This window comes from Arthrobacter sp. Z4-13 (assembly GCF_054792705.1).
In genome coordinates this window covers 2,845,909-2,863,527 of record NZ_CP096459.1, presented here as the reverse complement: position 1 = coordinate 2,863,527, position 17,619 = coordinate 2,845,909, and the positions used below count along the sequence as shown (strand labels likewise).

Below are 17,619 nucleotides of genomic sequence, written 5' to 3'. Positions count from 1 at the left end.
GCTGGGATAGCAGCCAAGAGATGCAGCGGGAAGTCCTGCCACGGGATTGCGAAAGCGCCGGACTTCTATGTGACCGGCCGGTCAATGTATGCCCGGCAACCACGGCACACGTACTGCGGCTCCGCTCACCTCGGGTAGTGCCGCCTGGCCCCCTATGGATGAGGAATATTCTCCTATGCCCGAAAATCAAAACGACGCCACCTTCGAAGCGGCAAACTCCGAAACCGCCGCTGTCGAATTCACTGAGGCCGCTGTTCCCGCAGCAGAGCCCGCCCCCGCAGCCGACGCTTCTGTCGAAGCGCCCGCCGCCCCCGCAACCAGCCCCGGGGAAGACGAAGAGGGCACCAAGTTCGCCGATCTCGGCATCGACGGCCGTGTCCTCGCTGCCCTGCAGGATGTCGGCTACGAAAAGCCGTCCCCCATCCAGGCTGCAACCATCCCGCTGCTGCTTGAAGGCCGCGACGTTGTGGGCCTCGCCCAGACCGGAACCGGTAAGACTGCAGCATTCGCAGTACCGGCACTGTCCCGCCTGGCCGAGCTTCACGACCTCAACGGCCCGTCCCGCAAGACGCAGGCCCTGGTACTGGCTCCCACCCGCGAACTGGCACTCCAGGTTGCCGAGGCCTTCACCTCCTACGCCAAGCACATCGACGACTTCACCGTCCTGCCCGTCTACGGCGGTTCCGCCTACGGCCCCCAGCTCGCCGGCCTGCGCCGCGGTGCCCAGGTTGTTGTTGGTACCCCGGGCCGTGTGATCGACCACATCTCCAAGGGTTCCCTGGACCTGTCCGAACTCCAGTACCTGGTGCTGGACGAGGCCGATGAGATGCTCCGCATGGGCTTCGCCGAAGACGTGGAGCAGATCTTCCAGCAGACGCCCTCGGACCGCCAGGTGGCACTGTTCTCAGCCACCATGCCGAGCCAGATCCGCCGCATGTCCAAGCAGTACCTGAACAACCCGGCAGAGATCTCCGTCAAGTCCAAGACCACCACCGGCGCCAACACCCGCCAGCGGTACCTGCAGGTTATGGGCCCTCACAAGCTCGACGCCATGACCCGCATCCTCGAGGTTGAAGAGTTCGACGGCGTTATCGCCTTCGTGCGGACCAAGATGGCGACCGAGGACCTGGCTGACAAGCTGAAGGCCCGCGGTTTCCAGGCAGCAGCGATCAACGGCGACATTCCGCAGCAGCAGCGCGAGCGCACAGTGGACGCGCTGAAGGAAGGCCGCATCGACATCCTCGTTGCTACCGACGTCGCCGCCCGCGGCCTTGACGTCGAGCGCATCAGCCACGTGATCAACTACGACATTCCGCACGACACTGAGTCCTACGTGCACCGCATCGGCCGCACCGGCCGTGCAGGCCGTTCCGGCGACGCCATCCTGTTCATGACGCCGCGGGAGAAGTACCTGCTGCGCTCCATCGAGAAGGCAACCCGCCAGCCGGTGGAGCAGATGCACCTGCCCACTGCGGAAACCGTGAACACGCTGCGCCTGGGAAAGTTCGCCGAGAAGATCACCGAGACCCTCGCTTCCGAGGACGTTTCAGCGTTCCGCGACCTCATCGCCTCCTACGAGGAAGAGCACAACGTGCCGGCCGCGGAGATCGCTGCTGCCCTTGCCGTCATGGCACAGGGCGGCCAGCCGCTGCTGGTCAAGGAACTGCCGGCAGCTCCTGAGTTCCAGAAGCGCGAGCGGTCCAAGGACGGCTTCGGCTCACGTGGACCGACCCGCACCCTCACCGAGGGCAATGCCACCTACCGGATCGCCGTGGGACGCCGCCAGCGCGTCATGCCCGGTTCCATCGTGGGCGCCATTGCCAACGAGGGCGGCATCTCCTCGGCCCAGATCGGCGGAATCGACATCCGTTCGGACCACTCCCTCGTGGAGCTCCCGGCGGACCTGAGCCCCGAGCAGCTGCGTGCCCTGTCCCGCACCCGGATCGGCGGCGAGCTGATCCACCTTGAGCTGGACAACGGCCGCAAGCCCTCCGGCGACCGTGGCGCCTACCAGGGCAACCGCGGCGGCGACCGTGGCGGCAACTTCAAGGGCAGCGGCGGGTTCAAGAAGGAATACCGGAAGAACGACGGCGAGCGCAGCTCCGCGGACCGCGGCGGCCGTTCGTACAGCGAGCGTTCCTTTGGTGCTGACAGCGGTTCCAGCCGCGGCCAAACCAGTGACTCGCGCTTCGGCGGCCACGGCGACGGCTCCCGCAAGCCCCGCCACGGCAACGAGGGCGGTCAGCGCGACTTCAACCGCAAGGGCAAGTGGTAACCGTCAGGTAGCCTGACACGTTCCCCTGGTGGGCCGGCTTTCGAGCCGGCCCACCAGCGTTTAACCCGATGGAGTTTTTGGACAGATGCCGGGACTTCGGGGCGGCTCACGTCCCGGTATCTGTCAGAAAACCCCGCGCAGGTGTGTGCCTGAACACATTGGTACCCCGGAGCGGCTCCGAAACGTGCTTGGGGGCCGGTTTCCGCGACCGCCAGGGGAACGCCGATCCCCGCAATGGCGCGGAAAACAGCGCGGTGGAAGACCTGACACGCAGCTGCGGAACCACTCTTGGCGCCGATTTGTTGGGAGGAAAATCTTCCGGTAGAGTATTTACTCGTTGCCCCCCTAGCTCAGTGGTAGAGCGCGTTCTTGGTAAGAACGAGGTCACCGGATCGATTCCGGTGGGGGGCTCTGAATGAGGGCCTGTGTCAGGGCGGTTTTGACCGGCTTGGCGCAGGTTTTTCTCATTCGTGGCGGTGTAGCTCAGTTGGTTAGAGCGCACGACTCATAATCGTGAGGTCGGGAGATCGAGCCTCCCCACCGCTACAGGCTAAGCCCCCGGAATCCCCGAGATTCCGGGGGTTTTCCAGTTAACCGGAACCAATCCTCAAGCAGCGGGTAAGCCGCCGGGGCCGGTCCATCACCGATTGGCTTCTTCTTCGCCGGGCCATGTAACGTTTAGGTCACCGGTCAGAGCACACGCCTGACGAAAGCGTTCTCAGCGCTTTTGCGTGTGGTAGGTCCCCAGGCAGTAGCGCCTTGGTGTTCCGCAGACCGTGACCAACTCAGGGCAGGACATTCCCAAGGGGTCTGCCCGTTCCGCACTCCCATGAAGAGGCTTAGTTTTCCATGCGCAGAAATACTCTGCTGGCCGCCGGCATGCTCTCGGTCCTACTCGCCACCTCGGCGTGTAGTGCCGGAACCGGCACCCCCGCGACATCCGCACAACCTGTTGAGGCCAATGCCGGTATCGAAGCCAGCTCCAGCGCCTGGGGCGGAACGTCGTCCTCCGAGGTAGGAATTTCCCAGCGTGCCGCTGCCGAGAAGGCGAAGCAAGCCGACAAGGCCAAGCAAGCCGCGGCCGCCGCAGCTGAGAAGGCTGGAAAAGCCGTGGCAGCCGAGACGGCGAAGAAGATCGAGGCGGACGCCGCAGCAGAAAAGGCCAAGGCCGCCGCTGCCGCAGCGGCCAAGGCAGCAGCCGCACTGGAGCAGGCAGCGGGACGCCCGCCGGCAGTTGGGCCCGCTCCCGCCCCGACTGCCGCTGTTCCCGCGGCCCCGAAGCCGGCAGCGGCACCCGCCGTTCCGTCGTCGTCTTCGGAGCGCAGTGTCACCACCGCCTACACGGCGGCGTACACCTGGTACGACAACACCGCAGCGGACTCGGATGCCATCAGCCACGGGGGACCGCATACGGCCGACGGCGGCACGGGCACCTATGAGGACCCGATCACCATCGCCGTGGAGTCCCTCGCCACCGGGCAGGACGTACTGGACTTCCCCGCCGGAACGAGGATCTACCTTCCGGACGTCCGCCGTTACTTCATCGTCGAAGACATCTGCGGCCACGGCAGGGACCGGGAGGGCGGGCCATGCCACCAGGGCGCCGACGATCACCGCACCAACTCCACCGTTTGGATCGGCATGTGGATCGGCGGCGAGAGCGTGGACGCCGACGCTGCCAACGCGTGCGCGAACAGGGTGACAAACGTCGGCACCGCTGTCTTTCACCCCGCAAGCAACTACGCAGTGGCGCCCGGCGCCGGCGTCCTCCACGACGGCAAGTGCGATGCCGGCTACGGAAATGTGCTGGTCAAGCAGTAGGTAACAGCGAACCCGATACCGGGTTAAACGGAAGGTCCCGCGGGGGCCGGCGAAGATTTCGCCGGCCCCCGTTTTTGTCTCCGGGATCCGCCAGGCGCAGAAGCGTGACAAGTTGATTGTTTCCCCGTAGCTTTGCCGCATCGGACGGATGGGGGAAACGCATGGACTTTGACGCGGTCATGGTTCCCTTCAGATGGCTTGTGTCCGCGATTATGGTCGGCTTCCACGAAGGACTGAGCGCCGCCGGCATGCCTCCTGCCAGCGGCTGGACGTGGACGCTGTCCATCATCGGGCTGGTCATCCTGATTCGTGCCGCCCTGATTCCCGTGTTCCTGAAGCAGCGTGACGCCCAACGCCGGATGCGGCTCCTGCAGCCGGACCTGAAGACACTGCAGGAAAAGTACCAGGGCAAAACGGACCCGCTTTCCCGCCAGTCCATGGCGCAGGAGCAGATGGCGTTGTACAAAAAGCACGGGACCAACCCCTTCTCGGCCTGCCTGCCACTGCTGATCCAGGTGCCGTTCTTCTTCGCGTTGTTCCAGGTCCTTTCCGGCATCAGCACCCGGGCAAGGCAGGCTGAGGGGATTGGTGCGATGAGTCATGACCAGGTGGTGCAGTTCGACCAATCCACCATCTTCGGCGCTTCGCTGACCGCATCCGTGCTGCACGGCGGCGGTGGTGATCAGGCGGCCGCTACAGTGCTGACCATCCTGATGATCCTTGCCATGACGGCGGCGCAGTTCATCACCCAAAAACTGGTGATGGCGGCGAACGTACCGCCCGGGGCCGGGGAAAGCCCGTTCATGCGCCAGCAAAAGATGCTGCTGTACATCCTTCCGGTGGTGTTCGCATTGGGCGGGGTTCTGTTTCCCATTGGCGTCCTGGTTTACTGGACCGTCACCAACGCCTGGACCCTGGCTCAACAGTTCTTCGTCCGGGACCGGCCGGCGCCGAACAGCACGTAGGCCAGGTACCGGATCCACGGATCGGAGCCCTTACCAAGAGGACCCGGCCCGGGCAGAATGGGCCCATGGCCCAGCTCATCTACATCGGCATTGCCTCCCTTGACGGCTACGTGGCGGACAGCAGTGGCGACTTCGACTGGAGCGCTCCCGACGAAGAAGTCCATGCCTTCGTCAACGATCTTGAGCGTGACGCCGGCATTCACCTGTACGGGCGGCGCATGTACGAAGTCATGTCGGTCTGGGAAACAATGGGTGGCCCTGACGATCCGCCGGTTATCCAGGACTACGCCCGGATCTGGCAGGGGGCGGACAAAGTTGTCTATTCGGCCTCGCTGGCCAACGCCACCACCACCCGCACCCGCGTGGAACGGACCTTTGATCCGGACGCCGTGAGGGAGCTGAAGGCCAGCGCCGGCGGCAGCATCAGCATCGGCGGCGCTACCCTGGCTGCCGCTGCGCTCCGGGCCGGGCTGGTGGACGAGTGCCGGATCTTCCTCAACCCGGTAGCCGTCGGAGGCGGGCTCCGGTTTCTTCCGGACGGACTCAAACTGCAGCTCGAGTTACAGGACGAACGGCGGTTCGGCAATGGGGTTGTGTACCTCAGCTACCGCACTGCCTCCTGACCCCCGGCCCAGGACCGACGCGCCACGGATGTGGCATCCGCTGGCTGGAGGAGCACAATGGGGCCATGACCCGAATCGCAATCATCGGCGGCCACGGCAAAGTGGCCCTCCACCTGTCCACTTTGCTCACCGGCGAGGGCCACAGCGTCACCTCGTTTTTCCGCAACCCGGACCATGCGGACGACGTCGCTCAGACGGGCGCAACGCCGTCGGTCCTGGACATCGAGAATTCGACGACGGCGGCAATCGCCGAGGCGCTGCAGGGCCACGACGCCGTGGTCTGGTCCGCAGGCGCCGGCGGCGGAAACTCCGCCCGGACCTACGCCGTGGACCGGGATGCGGCCATCCGTTCGATGGATGCCGCAGGGCAGGCCGGAGTGAACCGCTACGTGATGGTGTCCTACCTGGGCGCGCGCAAGGATCACGGTGTACCGGAGAGCAACGGCTTTTTCGCCTATGCCGAGGCGAAAGCTGCCGCTGACGAATATCTTTGCGGAACCGGCCTCGCCTGGACCATCCTGGGACCGGGCACCCTGACGGACAAGCCCGGTACCGGCCTGATCACAGTGGACCCCAGCCCGGGCGAGGGGGACCGCGGAACGTCGCGCAGCAATACGGCCATCGTGGCGGCCGCGGTGCTGGACCTGCCGGAGACGGCCGGCCGGATGATCGAATTCTGCGACGGCTCCCTGCCGGTTGCCGCTGCGCTGGAATCGCCTAGCTGACTGCTGCGGCAAGCTCCAGGTCCAGCGAGTTCTTCTCCACATAGTCCAGGGCTGCGCGCACAGCGCCGACGGTGACGATCGAATCACCCAGCGGCGATACAGCCACATGCGGAGGCGTGGCGGTGAACTCCTTCAGCTTCGCGGCGATCGGGTCCAGCAACACACCGGCAGAGTTTGCCACGGCTCCACCGATAACCACGAGCTCCGGGTTGAGCATGGTGGCCACCGCCCCAATGACCCTGGCCATCCTGTCGGCCAGGCGGTCCAGGATCTTCAGGGCCACCGCATCCCCATCCGCGGCGGCGGCAAAGACATGCTCCGCTTCCGCACCTCCATGCTGCAAGTGGGCGCGAAGGGAGGTCCTGGCCTTCCCGGCGAGCGCATCTGCGGCCCACGCCCTGGCGAGGCTCGCGATGCCATAGGTATCACCCACGCCCCGGACCTGTTCCAAAAACGCAAGCTCGCCCGCCCCGCCACGGCTGCCGTGCAGCAGCCGTCCGCCGTCGAGCATCCCTGCACCCAGCCGTTCACTGGCAAGAATCACGACGACGTCCCCGACTCCCGCCGCCGCGCCCCGCCAGCTGTCCCCCAGGGCAGCAAGGTTGGCGTCGTTCTCCAGCAGCACAGTCCAGCCGTGCCGCTCCCGCAGCGCCGACTTCAGGCCGACGTCGAACAGGCCCCAGAAGTGCTGGCTTACCAGCACGTTTCCGTTGCGGTCCACGGGAGCGGCGATGCCGGCGGCCACGGCCAGGACCGAAGCGGGGGAGACGCCTACGCCGGCCAGGGCTTTCAGGGCCGCGCGGTCAATGACGGAGACGCGTTCCTCCGCCGAAATTTCCGCATCGGCAAAGGGCAGGCTGGATTTTCCCAGCCGATTGCCGCGGAGGTCTGACACCACCACTGTTGCCTTGGAGATGCCCACATCCATCCCCAGTACCACCCCGGCCCGCTCATTGAGCTCAAAGCGCCGTGCGGGGCGGCCCTTCTGGTATCCGCCAAAGGCCCGCTGGTTTTCCAGCTCCCGTATCCAGCCACGTTCCTTGAGGTCTTCACACACAGCGATGGCTGTTGCGCGGGTCAGTCCCGTTGCCTCCATGACCCCAGTGACCGTTACGTCGGCGGAGGAACGCATGAACTCCAGCACTGAGCCGGCGCTAACCCTGCGCAGCAGCTGGGGAGTTGCCGGGGTGGTGTCAGCCATGCTGTTGACCTTTCCGTGCGTCGCGCCAGATAATGATCGGGCAACTAAATTTAGAGCCAAAATAAATATAGTCGACAAGAAGCAAAGGATCACCCCTTGTCCACCACCGCCACACTGGCAACCCTTTCCGATTCCGACCGCCTGGCCGATCCGAACTGGTGGCGCCAGGCATCCGTGTACCAGATCTACCCGCGGAGCTTCGCGGACTCCAACGGCGATGGCATCGGTGACCTCAGGGGCATCACCGCCAAGGTCCCGTACCTGAAGTCGCTGGGGATCGACGCCGTCTGGCTGAGCCCGTTTTACCCGTCGGCGCTGGCAGATGGCGGTTACGACGTCGACGACTACCGCGACGTCGACCCCAAGCTGGGAACGCTGGCCGATTTCGACGAGATGGCCAATGCGCTGCACGGCGCCGGCATCAAGCTCATAGCGGACATCGTGCCCAACCACTCCTCGGACCGGCACGAGTGGTTCAAGGAGGCCCTCGCCTCACCCAAGGGATCGCCCGCCCGCGACCGCTACATTTTCCGTGACGGCAAGGGGCCCAACGGCGAGTTCCCGCCGTCGGACTGGGACTCCGTTTTCGGCGGCCCCGCCTGGGAGCGCATCACCGAACCGGACGGCACGCCGGGCCAGTGGTACATGCACATCTTCGCCAAGGAACAGCCGGACCTGAACTGGTCCAACCGGGAAATCCGCGAGGACTTCCTCAAGACCCTGCGCTTCTGGTCCGACCGTGGCGTTGACGGGTTCCGGGTGGACGTTGCCCACGCCCTCACCAAGGACCTCACCGAGCCATTGCTGTCCAAGCTGGAACTGAGCGCGGCCAACACCGGCGTGGATGGATTCGACGACGGCACCCACCCCTTCTGGGACCGCGACGAAGTCCACGAGGTCTACGCCGAATGGCGCGAGGTGTTCAACGAGTACAACCCGCCCCGCACCGCCGTCGCCGAGGCTTGGGTCCACGCCACGCGCCGCGCCCGCTACGCCAGCCCGCAGGGTCTCGGCCAGGCCTTCAACTTCGACCTGCTGCAGGCCGATTTCGACGCCGCGGAGTACCGCGAGATCATCACCCGGAACCTCGCCGAGGCTGCCGCCACCGGAGCCTCCTCCACCTGGGTCTTTTCCAACCACGACGTTGTCCGCCACGCCACCCGCTACGGCCTGCCCCAGGTTTCCAAGGGCAAGGCGCGTACCAAGGGCCAGGACGGCAAAGACTGGCTGCTCGCCGGCGGCCCCAAAGAGGAGCTGGACGTGGAGCTCGGTGAACGCCGCGCCCGCGCCGGAACGCTGTTGATGCTCGCAGTTCCCGGCTCCGCCTACCTGTACCAGGGCGAGGAACTTGGCCTTCAGGAAGTGGCCGAGATCCCCGAGTCGGAGCGGCAGGACCCATCCTTCTTCCGCAACAAGGGCGTGGAAATCGGCCGCGACGGCTGCCGCGTGCCGCTGCCCTGGAAGGTGGAAGGCACCTCCTTCGGCTTCGGCGACGGCGGCGCACACCTGCCGCAGCCGGACTGGTTCAGCAAGTACGCTGTGCAGGCGCAGGACGGTACCCAGGGCTCCACGCTGGAGCTCTACCGCGCCGCCCTGAAGCTCCGCCGCGAACTGCAGACCGACGAAGAGCTCGAATGGGTCGAGGCCGGCACCCCCGACGTCCTGCACTTCCGCCGGCCCAACGGCTGGCAGTCGGTGACCAACTTCGGGGACACCGCTGTCGACCTTCCGGCAGGCACGGTCCTGGTCAGCAGCGCCCCCCTCGAGGACGGTAAGCTGCCCGCCAACACCACCGCATGGCTGCGCTGATCGCCGCGCCGCGCCGTGCGGGGCGGCCGGCCTGATGCAGGAGCTGATTTATGGCTGCATGGGCCTGGGCGGCAGCTGGTCCGACGAGCCGCACGCAGGTGAGCATGTGGACGAGGCCGCTGCCGCCGTCGAGGCCGCGCTGGATGCCGGCATCACATTGTTTGACCACGCGGACATCTACCGCAGCGGCAAGTCGGAGGCGGTTTTTGGTGAGGTGCTGGCGGCCACGCCCGCGCTCCGGGACCGCATCCGGCTGCAGACCAAGTGCGGCATCAGGCTGAATGAGCGCGGGCTGCAGACGCACTACGACCTCAGCGGCGGGGCCATCCTCGAGCGGGTCAACGAAAGCCTCAAGCGGCTGCGGACGGACTACGTGGACATCCTCCTGCTGCACCGCCCGGACCCCCTGGCGGATCCGGCAGAGGTGGCCGCCGCCGTCGGGCAGCTGATGGCGGAAGGCAAGGTCCGGCAGCTGGGCGTGTCCAACATGTCCGGGGCGCAGATCGAGGCGCTGCAGGACCGGCTGGAAACCCCGGTGGTCGCGAACCAGCTGGAGATGAGCCTGCTCAAGCGGGCCTGGCTGGAAAGCCAGGTGCTGGTCAACCATGCCGAGCACCTGGACTACAGCTTCCCGCACGGCACGCTGGAGTACTGCGTCCGCAACTCGATCACCCTGCAGGCCTACGGCTCCCTGGCCCGCGGCCTGTACACGGGGGCGGAACAGGACAGCCCGACGTCGGCTGAGGCGGCCACTGCAGAGCTGGTGGCGGAGCTCGCCGGACGGTACGGCAGTTCGGGGGAGGCGGTCCTGCTCGGGTGGCTGATGAAGCACCCGGCGGACATCGCACCGGTGATCGGGACGGTAAACCCCGGCCGGATCCGTGCCTGCGCTGACGCTGCCCGGGTGGCCGAGGCCATGAGCCGGGCGGAGTGGTACCGGCTATGGGTGACGGCGCGGGGCAGCAACATCCCCTGACCCCAACCGGGCAGCAGCAGGTGCCGTTATGAAGCCCATAACGGCACCTGCTGCTACCCACATGCACGCAGGCCCCAGTCATATCCGGTTTAGTTCGTATTGAACCTCACAAGGGGGCCGATTTCTTCGCAATGCCGGTTGCCGGGCAGATACTGTAGAAAGCATGACGTCTACCATCGCCACCGAGACCGTAAGGCCGGAACGCAATATCCCAGCAGAAATCGCACGCTCATGGCTCCTTGTTAATGCCATGAAGACCGAGCTTTTTGACCAGTCGGCAGTGTCCCGCGCCGACTCGATCATCCTGGATATTGAAGATGCCGTGGACCCCTCACAGAAGGACCAGGCACGGAACAACGTGGTGGACTGGCTGACCGCCGGCGGCAAGGCCTGGGTCCGGATCAACGATGCCACCAGCCCCTTCTGGGCCGCCGACCTCGCCGGCCTCCGCGGCACCCCCGGCCTCCTCGGCGTGATGCTCGCCAAGACCGAATCCGCCGACCAGGTCACCGAGAGCTTCCACCGCATGGACGGCAAGACCCCCGTCATCCCGCTGGTTGAATCCGCCGTCGGCATCGAGGAAGCCAACAACATCGCGAAGGCACAGGGCGCATTCCGCCTGGCCTTCGGCTCCGGCGACTTCCGCCGGGACACCGGCATGGCGGCCACTGCTGAGGCCATGGCCTACCCGCGCGCCAAACTGGTAGTAGCCAGCCGCGTGGGAAACCTTCCCGGCCCCATCGACGGCCCCACTGTCGGCACCAACCACCCCATCCTGCGGGAGCAGACCGGCATCACGGTGATGATGGGCATGACCGGCAAGCTGTGCCTGGCCATCGACCAGACCCCTGTCATCAACGAGGTCATTAGCCCCACCCCGTCCGACGTCGCTTGGGCCACGGACTTCATGGCCGATTTCGAAGCCAACGGCCGCGTCATCCGTGACGGTTCCGACCTGCCCCGCCTGGGCCGCGCCGAGAAGATCATGAAGCTCGCGGTAGCCTTTGGGGTGCAGCCCGCGCTGTAGCACCCGCACGTTTTCAGGAGACCCCGTGACCGATACCCGCTATCTGGTGCACGGGGTCTTTTGGCTTGCGCCGCCGGCCTCCTGCCCGGTGCTGCGGCTGCAGGCTTCGGACGGCACCTTCGAGGAGATAGCGCTCGACGGCGGCACCCGGTTGGGTTTTCGGCTAGCCGCCGAGGGCAAGTCCTGCCTTGGCCATCACCGCGTGCACGGCCCAGCCCTACGGGACCATGTCCTGTGTGGGGGCCGGTTTCCGGCGGCCCGCGGGAACCAGTGCGAGCGGTGCTTCGTGGTGGACGACTTCCGGCTGATGCACGACTTCCACCGGGGCGGGCGTGTCCCGCCCGGCCTGCGCAACTACCTGATGCAGCCGCACTGGCTTTACGTCGCCACCTTCGCCAACGGGGCAAGCAAGGTAGGGACTGCGTCGGACGTTCGAAAGTGGCAGCGGCTCGCCGAACAGGGCGCCGTGGCGGCGAGCTACGTGGCCCGCGCGGCGGACGGGCGGGTAGTGCGGATCCTGGAGGACCTGGTAACGCGCGACGGCGGGCTTCCGCAGCAGGTGCGGTCTGCTGCCAAGGCCGCCGCCCTGGCCACCCCGGTACCCCCGGACCAGGTCAAAGCCCACAACGCGGCACTCGCAACCACCGCCCGCCACGTTATTTCCGGAGCGGGCGAAGACGGTTTCGAAGTGGTGGACGAAGGCTGGAACAGGCCCGAACTGGCGGAAGGGCTGTGCTCCGGAAGGGCCCGGCACGCCTACCCCCACGCGATGGCTTCAGGGCAGCACGGGTTCACCATCCGGTCCATCTGCGGCAGCTTTGTGCTGGCCGCCCTCGATGGCGCGGATGTGGAATTCGTGGTGGATCTTGGCCAGCTCAAGGGCCGCACCATCGAGTTGGGCCGGTACAGCTCCGACGTCCCGGCAGTCCAGGAAGCTCTGTTCTGACGTCGGCCCATTAGCTGGGTTGAACCGGCGCGGACTCTGGCCGTAACCCCCAGTAGACTGGCAGGGTGCTGAACGAATTCTGGGCCACGGCGCCCACCCGCTACAAAGTCCTGGTCTTCAGCGCGATGGGACTGATCGCCGTCGGCATCATCCTGAACCTGGTGGGAAACACCAGCGGCAACTCCGGCCTCGCCACCGCATCCCTGCCGCTGATTGGGCTGGGCCTGATCCTGCACATCGCCGGGATTGTGGTCCGCGGCCAAAGCATTAGGAAGAACCTCCGCCGGTAACCTTCCGGGCCGCTCCCTTTTTCTGCCGCTCAACAGCCTGACGATAGGCTTGAGCCCATGACTATCAATCCGGACCTGCAGGGCCGAAGCTACCCTGCCGCAGAGGTGTATGACGTTGGCCGCGAGAAGATCCGCGAGTTCGCCCGCGCCGTCAAAGCCAGCCATCCTGCACACTTCGACATTGACGCTGCAAAGGCCCTGGGCCACACCGATCTGGTTGCCCCGCCGACGTTCGCCATCATCATCGCCCAGCGTGCCGACGCCCAGCTCATCGAGGATCCGGAGGCCGGCATCGACTTCTCGCGCGTGGTGCACGCCGACCAGCGCTTCATCCACCACCGGCCCATCCTTGCCGGCGACCGCCTGGTGGCGGAGCTGCACGTGGACGGCGTCCGGGCCATGGGCGGGGGAGCGATGATCACCACGCGTTCGGAAATCTTCGCCCTCGGCACGGACGATTCCCGGGAACCGGTCACCACCACCACGTCATCCATCCTGGTCCGCGGAGAGGGACAGTAACCATGAGCCCCAGCTTCAACGAACTCAGTGCAGGCCAGGACATCGGCAGCCGCACCATCGAGGTCACCCGCACGGACCTGGTCAAGTACGCCGGCGCTTCCGGCGACTTCAACCCCATCCACTGGAACGAGGCCTTCGCCACCGGCGTGGAACTGCCCGGCGTCATCGCGCACGGCATGTTCACCATGGGCTCTGCCGTGCAGCTGGTCACCGACTGGGCAGGCGACCCGGCCGCCGTCGTCGACTTCCAAACCCGCTTCACCAAGCCCGTCCTGGTCACCGACACCACCGGGGAGAATGAGCCCGGGGCCACCATCGAGGTCAGCGGCACCATCGGAAAGCTCGACGCCGATGCCGGCACCGCCCGTGTCGACCTCACCGTTGTGTCCGCCGGGCAGAAAGTCCTGATGAAGGCCCAGGCAGTCGTCCGGCTCAGCTGAGCCGGGAGGACCGGCCTGACTTTCCCGATAGGGTTGTTCGGTGACTTCCACTCTGCTTTCCCAGCTGACCACGGCCGCGGTCGGAGGACCGGCCGGCGCCTTCATCGAGGCCCGGACCGAGGCCGAGATCATCGACGCCGTCCGCACCGCGGACGCAGCAGGGGAGCCGCTGCTGATCCTTAGCGGCGGTTCCAACCTGCTGATTTCGGACGACGGTTTCCCCGGCACCGTGGTCAAGATCGCTTCAGAAGGGTTCACCGTCAATGCGGAGGACTCCTGCGGCGGCGTGGCTGTAGTGGTGCAGGCCGGGCACAACTGGGACAAGCTGGTGGAGCACGCGGTCCTGCACGCGTGGTCCGGGGTGGAGGCCCTCGCCGGCATCCCGGGTTCCACTGGGGCGACTCCGGTACAGAACGTGGGCGCCTACGGCTCTGACGTTTCCCAGACCATCGCAGCAGTCCGCACCTGGGACCGCGAGCGGAACGCCGTCAAGACCTTCACAAACTCTGAGCTGAAGTTCGGGTACCGGGACTCCATCCTCAAGCAGACCACCGTTAACGGTTCACCGCGCTATGTGGTGCTGACCGTGGAGTTCCAGCTGCCGTTGGGGCGCATGAGCGCCCCGATCCGGTACGCGGAGCTGGCACGGTCGCTGGGCGTGGAGCAGGGCAAGCGCGCCTATGCCACCGACGTGCGCCGGGAGGTGCTGCGGCTGCGGGCTTCGAAGGGCATGGTGTGGGACCCCAAGGACCGCGACACGTACTCCACGGGTTCGTTTTTCACCAACCCGATTGTCCCGGCCGACGTTGCTGCAGCGCTTCCGGAGGGGGCGCCGCGTTACCCGGCAGGCCAGGACGGGCTGGTGAAGCTTTCCGCTGCCTGGCTGATTGACCAGTCGGGTTTCGGCAAGGGCTTCGGCCTGGAGCCGGGCAGTGTCAGCGGGGGCCGCGCGTCCCTGTCCACCAAGCACACCCTCGCCATCACCAACCGGGGCTCGGCCAGCGCGGCGGACGTGGTGGCGGTGGCCCGCGAGGTGCGTTCCGGCGTCGAACGCCGCTTCGGAATCCAACTGCACCCGGAGCCCCTGCTCATCGGCTTGGAACTGTAGCCCGCGCCTCGTCAGGTTCTGCATTCAGGGCCTCACCCGTGATGGCGTTGCCCACTCCCATCATGGCGGAGGCCCAGCCGGCGCTGGCAAGGTAGAGCCCCATAAACAGCCAGACGAGGAGGCCGGGGGCCAGCGGATTGGCCAGGCCGGCCACAATACAGGTCATGAGGCCTCCCGCGGCGATGGCGAGGGACAGGACCCAAAGAACCTTTCCGGCCAGGGCGTGCCGGCGCCAGTCCCGGAAGATATGCGGGCCGTTCCGGTTCACGCTGATGCCGGGAAAAAGTACCGCGTAGCCGCCGCCCAGGCTTAAGCCGAGGGACGGAAGAAGCAGCAAGGGATCGGAACGTCCGCTTTCCAGTAAGGCGGACATGGAGACCAGCCCTGCGCCCGTTCCGGCAAGGACGCACACAGTCCCGCCAACCATCCAACGCTTCGTTCTTAAATCAAGCAACTGCCACAAACTCCCCAAAGTCATGCTTCTACCCTAGCGGTCATGTCGGCAGGCCAGTCCCGAGCTTAGGATGGGCCCATGGCTGCGAGGGTGGGGAACCGTCTTGACCGCCGGACCATGGGTAGGCTGCGGCTGGCTTCCCAACGGCTGGTGCCGCTTCCGGCCGCGCCGCCGCGGTTGGTACCGGATGCCGCCGCCGTGGCCGGGACTGTCCGGTGGATGACGGCGATGCAGGCCCAGGACCTGCAGGCCGCCCTGTGGGCCGTGGGCGCCAGGGTGCCGGGAGCGGGGCTGCAGGATGTGCGGTCTGCCCTCGACTCGGCTGCTGTGGTGCGGTCGTGGCCGATGCGGGGCACCCTGCACCTGGTGGCGCCGGAGGACCTGCACTGGATGCTGGACCTCACCGCTGACCGGCTCACGAAGAGCATCGCCGCCCGGCACCGGGAACTGGGCATCACGTGGGCGGACGTCGAAAAGTGCCGCGACATTGCGCTGGAGCGGATTGCCGGCGGCGGGGCTGTAAGCCGAGCGGAGCTTTTCGCCGTCTTTGAGGCTGCAGGGCAGTCAACCGAGGGCCAGCGGGGAATCCATGTCCTGGGGACACTGTGCCGGCATGGGTGGCTTGTACAGGGACCGCTGGCCGGGAACCAGCAGCTTCTCGTGGACTTCCAGAGCTGGATCCCAACGTCCCGCCGGCTGGAGCGGCAGGAGGCCATCGCGGAGTTTCTGTTGCGCTACTTCCGAAGCCACGGCCCGGCAACTGTCCGCGACTTCGCCTGGTGGACGCAGATTCCCCTGACCGAGGTTCGGGCGGTGTTCGAAGACCTTAAGGACCAGCTGGTGGAGTTGGAATTCGAGGGCACCAGCTACTGGTTGTCCCCGGAGACCGCGTCCCTGCTCGACGGCGGCGTGCCGGGCCAGCGGTCTGTCCTTCTGCTGCCCGGCTTCGATGAGTTCGTCCTGGGCTACACGGACCGGAGCCTGGTCCTGGCACCGGAGCATGCCAACAAGATCGTCCCCGGCGGCAACGGCGTTTTCAAGAAGACGGTGGTGGCCGGGGGAGAGGTGATTGGCACGTGGGCCCGGGAAGGCACAGGGGCGCGGGCCGCCGTCGTGCCCGAGCTCTTCGACGAAACAAAGTCCCTCGGGGTGACCGCCCTAGGTTCCTTCGCCCGCGCCGCGAAACGCTACCAGGCGTTTCTCGACGGCTGACAACAAAAACGGCCCTGCCCCGCTTGAGCGGTGTTTGGCAACACCGTTCGGGCGGGGCAGGGCCGCTTTGCGGAAGACCCCGGGGCTAGAGGTTCCCGGTGGCGATGTTGAGCATACGGCGGAGCGGCTCGGCGGCACCCCAGAGGAGCTGGTCGCCCACGGTGAAGGCGCTGATGTAGTTCGGGCCCATCTCCATCTTGCGGATACGGCCAACGGGGATGTCCAGGGTGCCGGACGCTGCCACCGGGGTCAGCTCGGCCATCGAGGCTTCCTTGGAGTTGGGAACCACCTTGGCCCACTGGTTGTCCTCGGCCAGGAGTTTCTCGATTTCGGCGACGGACAGGTCCTCGCGGAGCTTGAGGGTCAGTGCCTGCGAGTGGGAGCGCATGGCGCCGATTCGGATGCACAGGCCGTCCATGATGATGCGGTTTTCCTCGGAGGTGCCCAGGATCTTGTTGGTTTCGACCCCGGCTTTCCACTCTTCCTTGGATTGTCCGTTGCCCAAGTCGGCGTCGATCCAGGGGATCAGGGAGCCGGCCAGCGGCACGCCGAACTGGGCGGCGTCGATGCCCGTGCGCTGGTGGGCCAGGACTTTCCGGTCGATGTCCAGGATGGCCGACGCCGGGTCGTTCAGTTCCGTGCTGACCTCGGCGTTGAGGGTGCCGAACTGGCTGAGGAGTTCGCGCATGTGCCGGGCGCCGCCGCCGGAGGCTGCCTGGTACGTCATGGAGGTGCCCCACTCCACCAGGTTGTTCTTGAACAGCCCGCCGAGGCCCATGAGCATGCAGGACACGGTGCAGTTGCCGCCGATGAAGTCCTTGGTCCCGTTGACCAGGCCCTTGTCGATGACGTCCCTGTTGATCGGATCCAGGACGATGATGGAGTCGTCGTTCATGCGCAGGGTGGAGGCGGCGTCGATCCAGAGGCCGTCCCAGCCGCGGCTGCGCAGTTCGCCGTGGACCTGTTTGGTGTAGTCCCCGCCCTGGGCGGTGACGATAATGGGCAGCTTCGCGAGGGTGTCGATGTCGAACGCGTTCTCGAGCTTGCCGGCGCCGTCAGCGAAGGACGGCGCGGCACCTCCCGCATTGGAGGTGGAAAAGAACACCGGGTTGATGTTGGCGAAGTCGCCCTCGTCCTGCATGCGCTGCATGAGGACGGAACCGACCATGCCGCGCCATCCGACCAGGCCGACGGAAGGGGTAGCTGCTGTAGTCATTCGTATAGTTTA

Annotated in this window: 17 protein-coding genes and 2 tRNA genes; 16 read left to right on the top strand and 3 right to left on the bottom strand. The window is 66.2% G+C overall.

Annotated features, from left to right (window positions below):
• Positions 1-175: 175 nt before the first annotated feature.
• The 7 genes from M1E07_RS15025 to M1E07_RS14995 all read left to right on the top strand — a co-directional run bounded on the left by M1E07_RS15025 (position 176) and on the right by M1E07_RS14995 (position 6,409).
• Complete coding sequence (locus M1E07_RS15025; protein ID WP_461187434.1) at positions 176-2,275, top strand: DEAD/DEAH box helicase; 2,100 nt, start codon at positions 176-178, stop codon at positions 2,273-2,275.
• Positions 2,276-2,614: 339 nt separating this feature from the next.
• Positions 2,615-2,686: transfer RNA gene (locus M1E07_RS15020), tRNA-Thr, on the top strand.
• Positions 2,687-2,747: 61 nt separating this feature from the next.
• Positions 2,748-2,821 (top strand) — tRNA-Met (locus tag M1E07_RS15015).
• A 303-nt stretch (positions 2,822-3,124) separates the two neighbouring features.
• Positions 3,125-4,096 (top strand): hypothetical protein, encoded by a 972-nt coding sequence (locus tag M1E07_RS15010; RefSeq protein ID WP_461187433.1) that lies wholly within the window; start codon positions 3,125-3,127, stop codon positions 4,094-4,096.
• 161 nt (positions 4,097-4,257) lie between these two features.
• Positions 4,258-5,061 (top strand): membrane protein insertase YidC, encoded by an 804-nt coding sequence (yidC, locus tag M1E07_RS15005; RefSeq protein ID WP_461187432.1) that lies wholly within the window; start codon positions 4,258-4,260, stop codon positions 5,059-5,061.
• Between the two features lie 65 nt (positions 5,062-5,126).
• Positions 5,127-5,684: a dihydrofolate reductase family protein gene (locus M1E07_RS15000; protein WP_461187431.1), complete on the top strand. Its 558-nt coding sequence runs from the start codon at positions 5,127-5,129 to the stop codon at positions 5,682-5,684.
• A gap of 65 nt (positions 5,685-5,749) precedes the next feature.
• On the top strand, positions 5,750-6,409 hold the full coding sequence (locus tag M1E07_RS14995; RefSeq protein WP_461187430.1) for an SDR family oxidoreductase: 660 nt from the start codon (positions 5,750-5,752) through the stop codon (positions 6,407-6,409).
• On the opposite strand, the gene M1E07_RS14990 is transcribed toward M1E07_RS14995, so the two are convergent.
• Positions 6,402-7,610 (bottom strand): ROK family protein, encoded by a 1,209-nt coding sequence (locus tag M1E07_RS14990; protein WP_461187429.1) that lies wholly within the window; start codon positions 7,608-7,610, stop codon positions 6,402-6,404. The two genes, M1E07_RS14995 and M1E07_RS14990, sit on opposite strands and share 8 nt — an antisense overlap.
• 96 nt (positions 7,611-7,706) lie before the next feature.
• Here M1E07_RS14990 and M1E07_RS14985 point away from each other — a divergent pair, with 96 nt between their 5' ends.
• The 8 genes from M1E07_RS14985 to M1E07_RS14950 all read left to right on the top strand — a co-directional run bounded on the left by M1E07_RS14985 (position 7,707) and on the right by M1E07_RS14950 (position 14,725).
• Entirely contained in the window at positions 7,707-9,419 is a 1,713-nt protein-coding gene (locus tag M1E07_RS14985) for a glycoside hydrolase family 13 protein (RefSeq protein ID WP_461187428.1), read from the top strand.
• Positions 9,420-9,453: 34 nt separating this feature from the next.
• The gene (locus M1E07_RS14980; protein WP_461187427.1) at positions 9,454-10,395 is read left to right on the top strand and encodes an aldo/keto reductase; all 942 of its coding nucleotides are present in this window, start codon (positions 9,454-9,456) and stop codon (positions 10,393-10,395) included.
• 163 nt (positions 10,396-10,558) lie between these two features.
• A complete protein-coding gene (locus tag M1E07_RS14975) occupies positions 10,559-11,422 on the top strand; it encodes an HpcH/HpaI aldolase/citrate lyase family protein (RefSeq protein WP_461187426.1) in 864 nt (287 codons plus the stop codon).
• A 25-nt stretch (positions 11,423-11,447) separates the two neighbouring features.
• Positions 11,448-12,368, top strand: coding sequence for a DUF2797 domain-containing protein (locus M1E07_RS14970; protein WP_461187425.1), 921 nt, complete (start codon positions 11,448-11,450; stop codon positions 12,366-12,368).
• A gap of 65 nt (positions 12,369-12,433) precedes the next feature.
• The gene (locus M1E07_RS14965) at positions 12,434-12,658 is read left to right on the top strand and encodes a DUF3188 domain-containing protein (protein ID WP_461187424.1); all 225 of its coding nucleotides are present in this window, start codon (positions 12,434-12,436) and stop codon (positions 12,656-12,658) included.
• A gap of 57 nt (positions 12,659-12,715) precedes the next feature.
• A complete protein-coding gene (locus M1E07_RS14960) occupies positions 12,716-13,177 on the top strand; it encodes an FAS1-like dehydratase domain-containing protein (RefSeq protein WP_461187423.1) in 462 nt (153 codons plus the stop codon).
• 2 nt (positions 13,178-13,179) lie between these two features.
• Positions 13,180-13,617 (top strand): MaoC family dehydratase, encoded by a 438-nt coding sequence (locus M1E07_RS14955; RefSeq protein ID WP_461187422.1) that lies wholly within the window; start codon positions 13,180-13,182, stop codon positions 13,615-13,617.
• 40 nt (positions 13,618-13,657) lie between these two features.
• A complete protein-coding gene (locus tag M1E07_RS14950; RefSeq protein ID WP_461187421.1) occupies positions 13,658-14,725 on the top strand; it encodes a UDP-N-acetylmuramate dehydrogenase in 1,068 nt (355 codons plus the stop codon).
• On the opposite strand, the gene M1E07_RS14945 is transcribed toward M1E07_RS14950, so the two are convergent.
• On the bottom strand, positions 14,706-15,152 hold the full coding sequence (locus tag M1E07_RS14945; RefSeq protein WP_461187420.1) for a hypothetical protein: 447 nt from the start codon (positions 15,150-15,152) through the stop codon (positions 14,706-14,708). The two genes, M1E07_RS14950 and M1E07_RS14945, sit on opposite strands and share 20 nt — an antisense overlap.
• 105 nt (positions 15,153-15,257) lie before the next feature.
• On the opposite strand from M1E07_RS14945, the gene M1E07_RS14940 reads away from it, so the two are divergent.
• A complete protein-coding gene (locus tag M1E07_RS14940; RefSeq protein ID WP_461187419.1) occupies positions 15,258-16,391 on the top strand; it encodes a winged helix DNA-binding domain-containing protein in 1,134 nt (377 codons plus the stop codon).
• 85 nt (positions 16,392-16,476) lie between these two features.
• Here the strand turns inward: M1E07_RS14940 and asd are convergent, their stop codons facing one another.
• Complete coding sequence (asd, locus tag M1E07_RS14935; protein WP_461187418.1) at positions 16,477-17,607, bottom strand: aspartate-semialdehyde dehydrogenase; 1,131 nt, start codon at positions 17,605-17,607, stop codon at positions 16,477-16,479.
• Positions 17,608-17,619 lie beyond the last annotated feature (12 nt).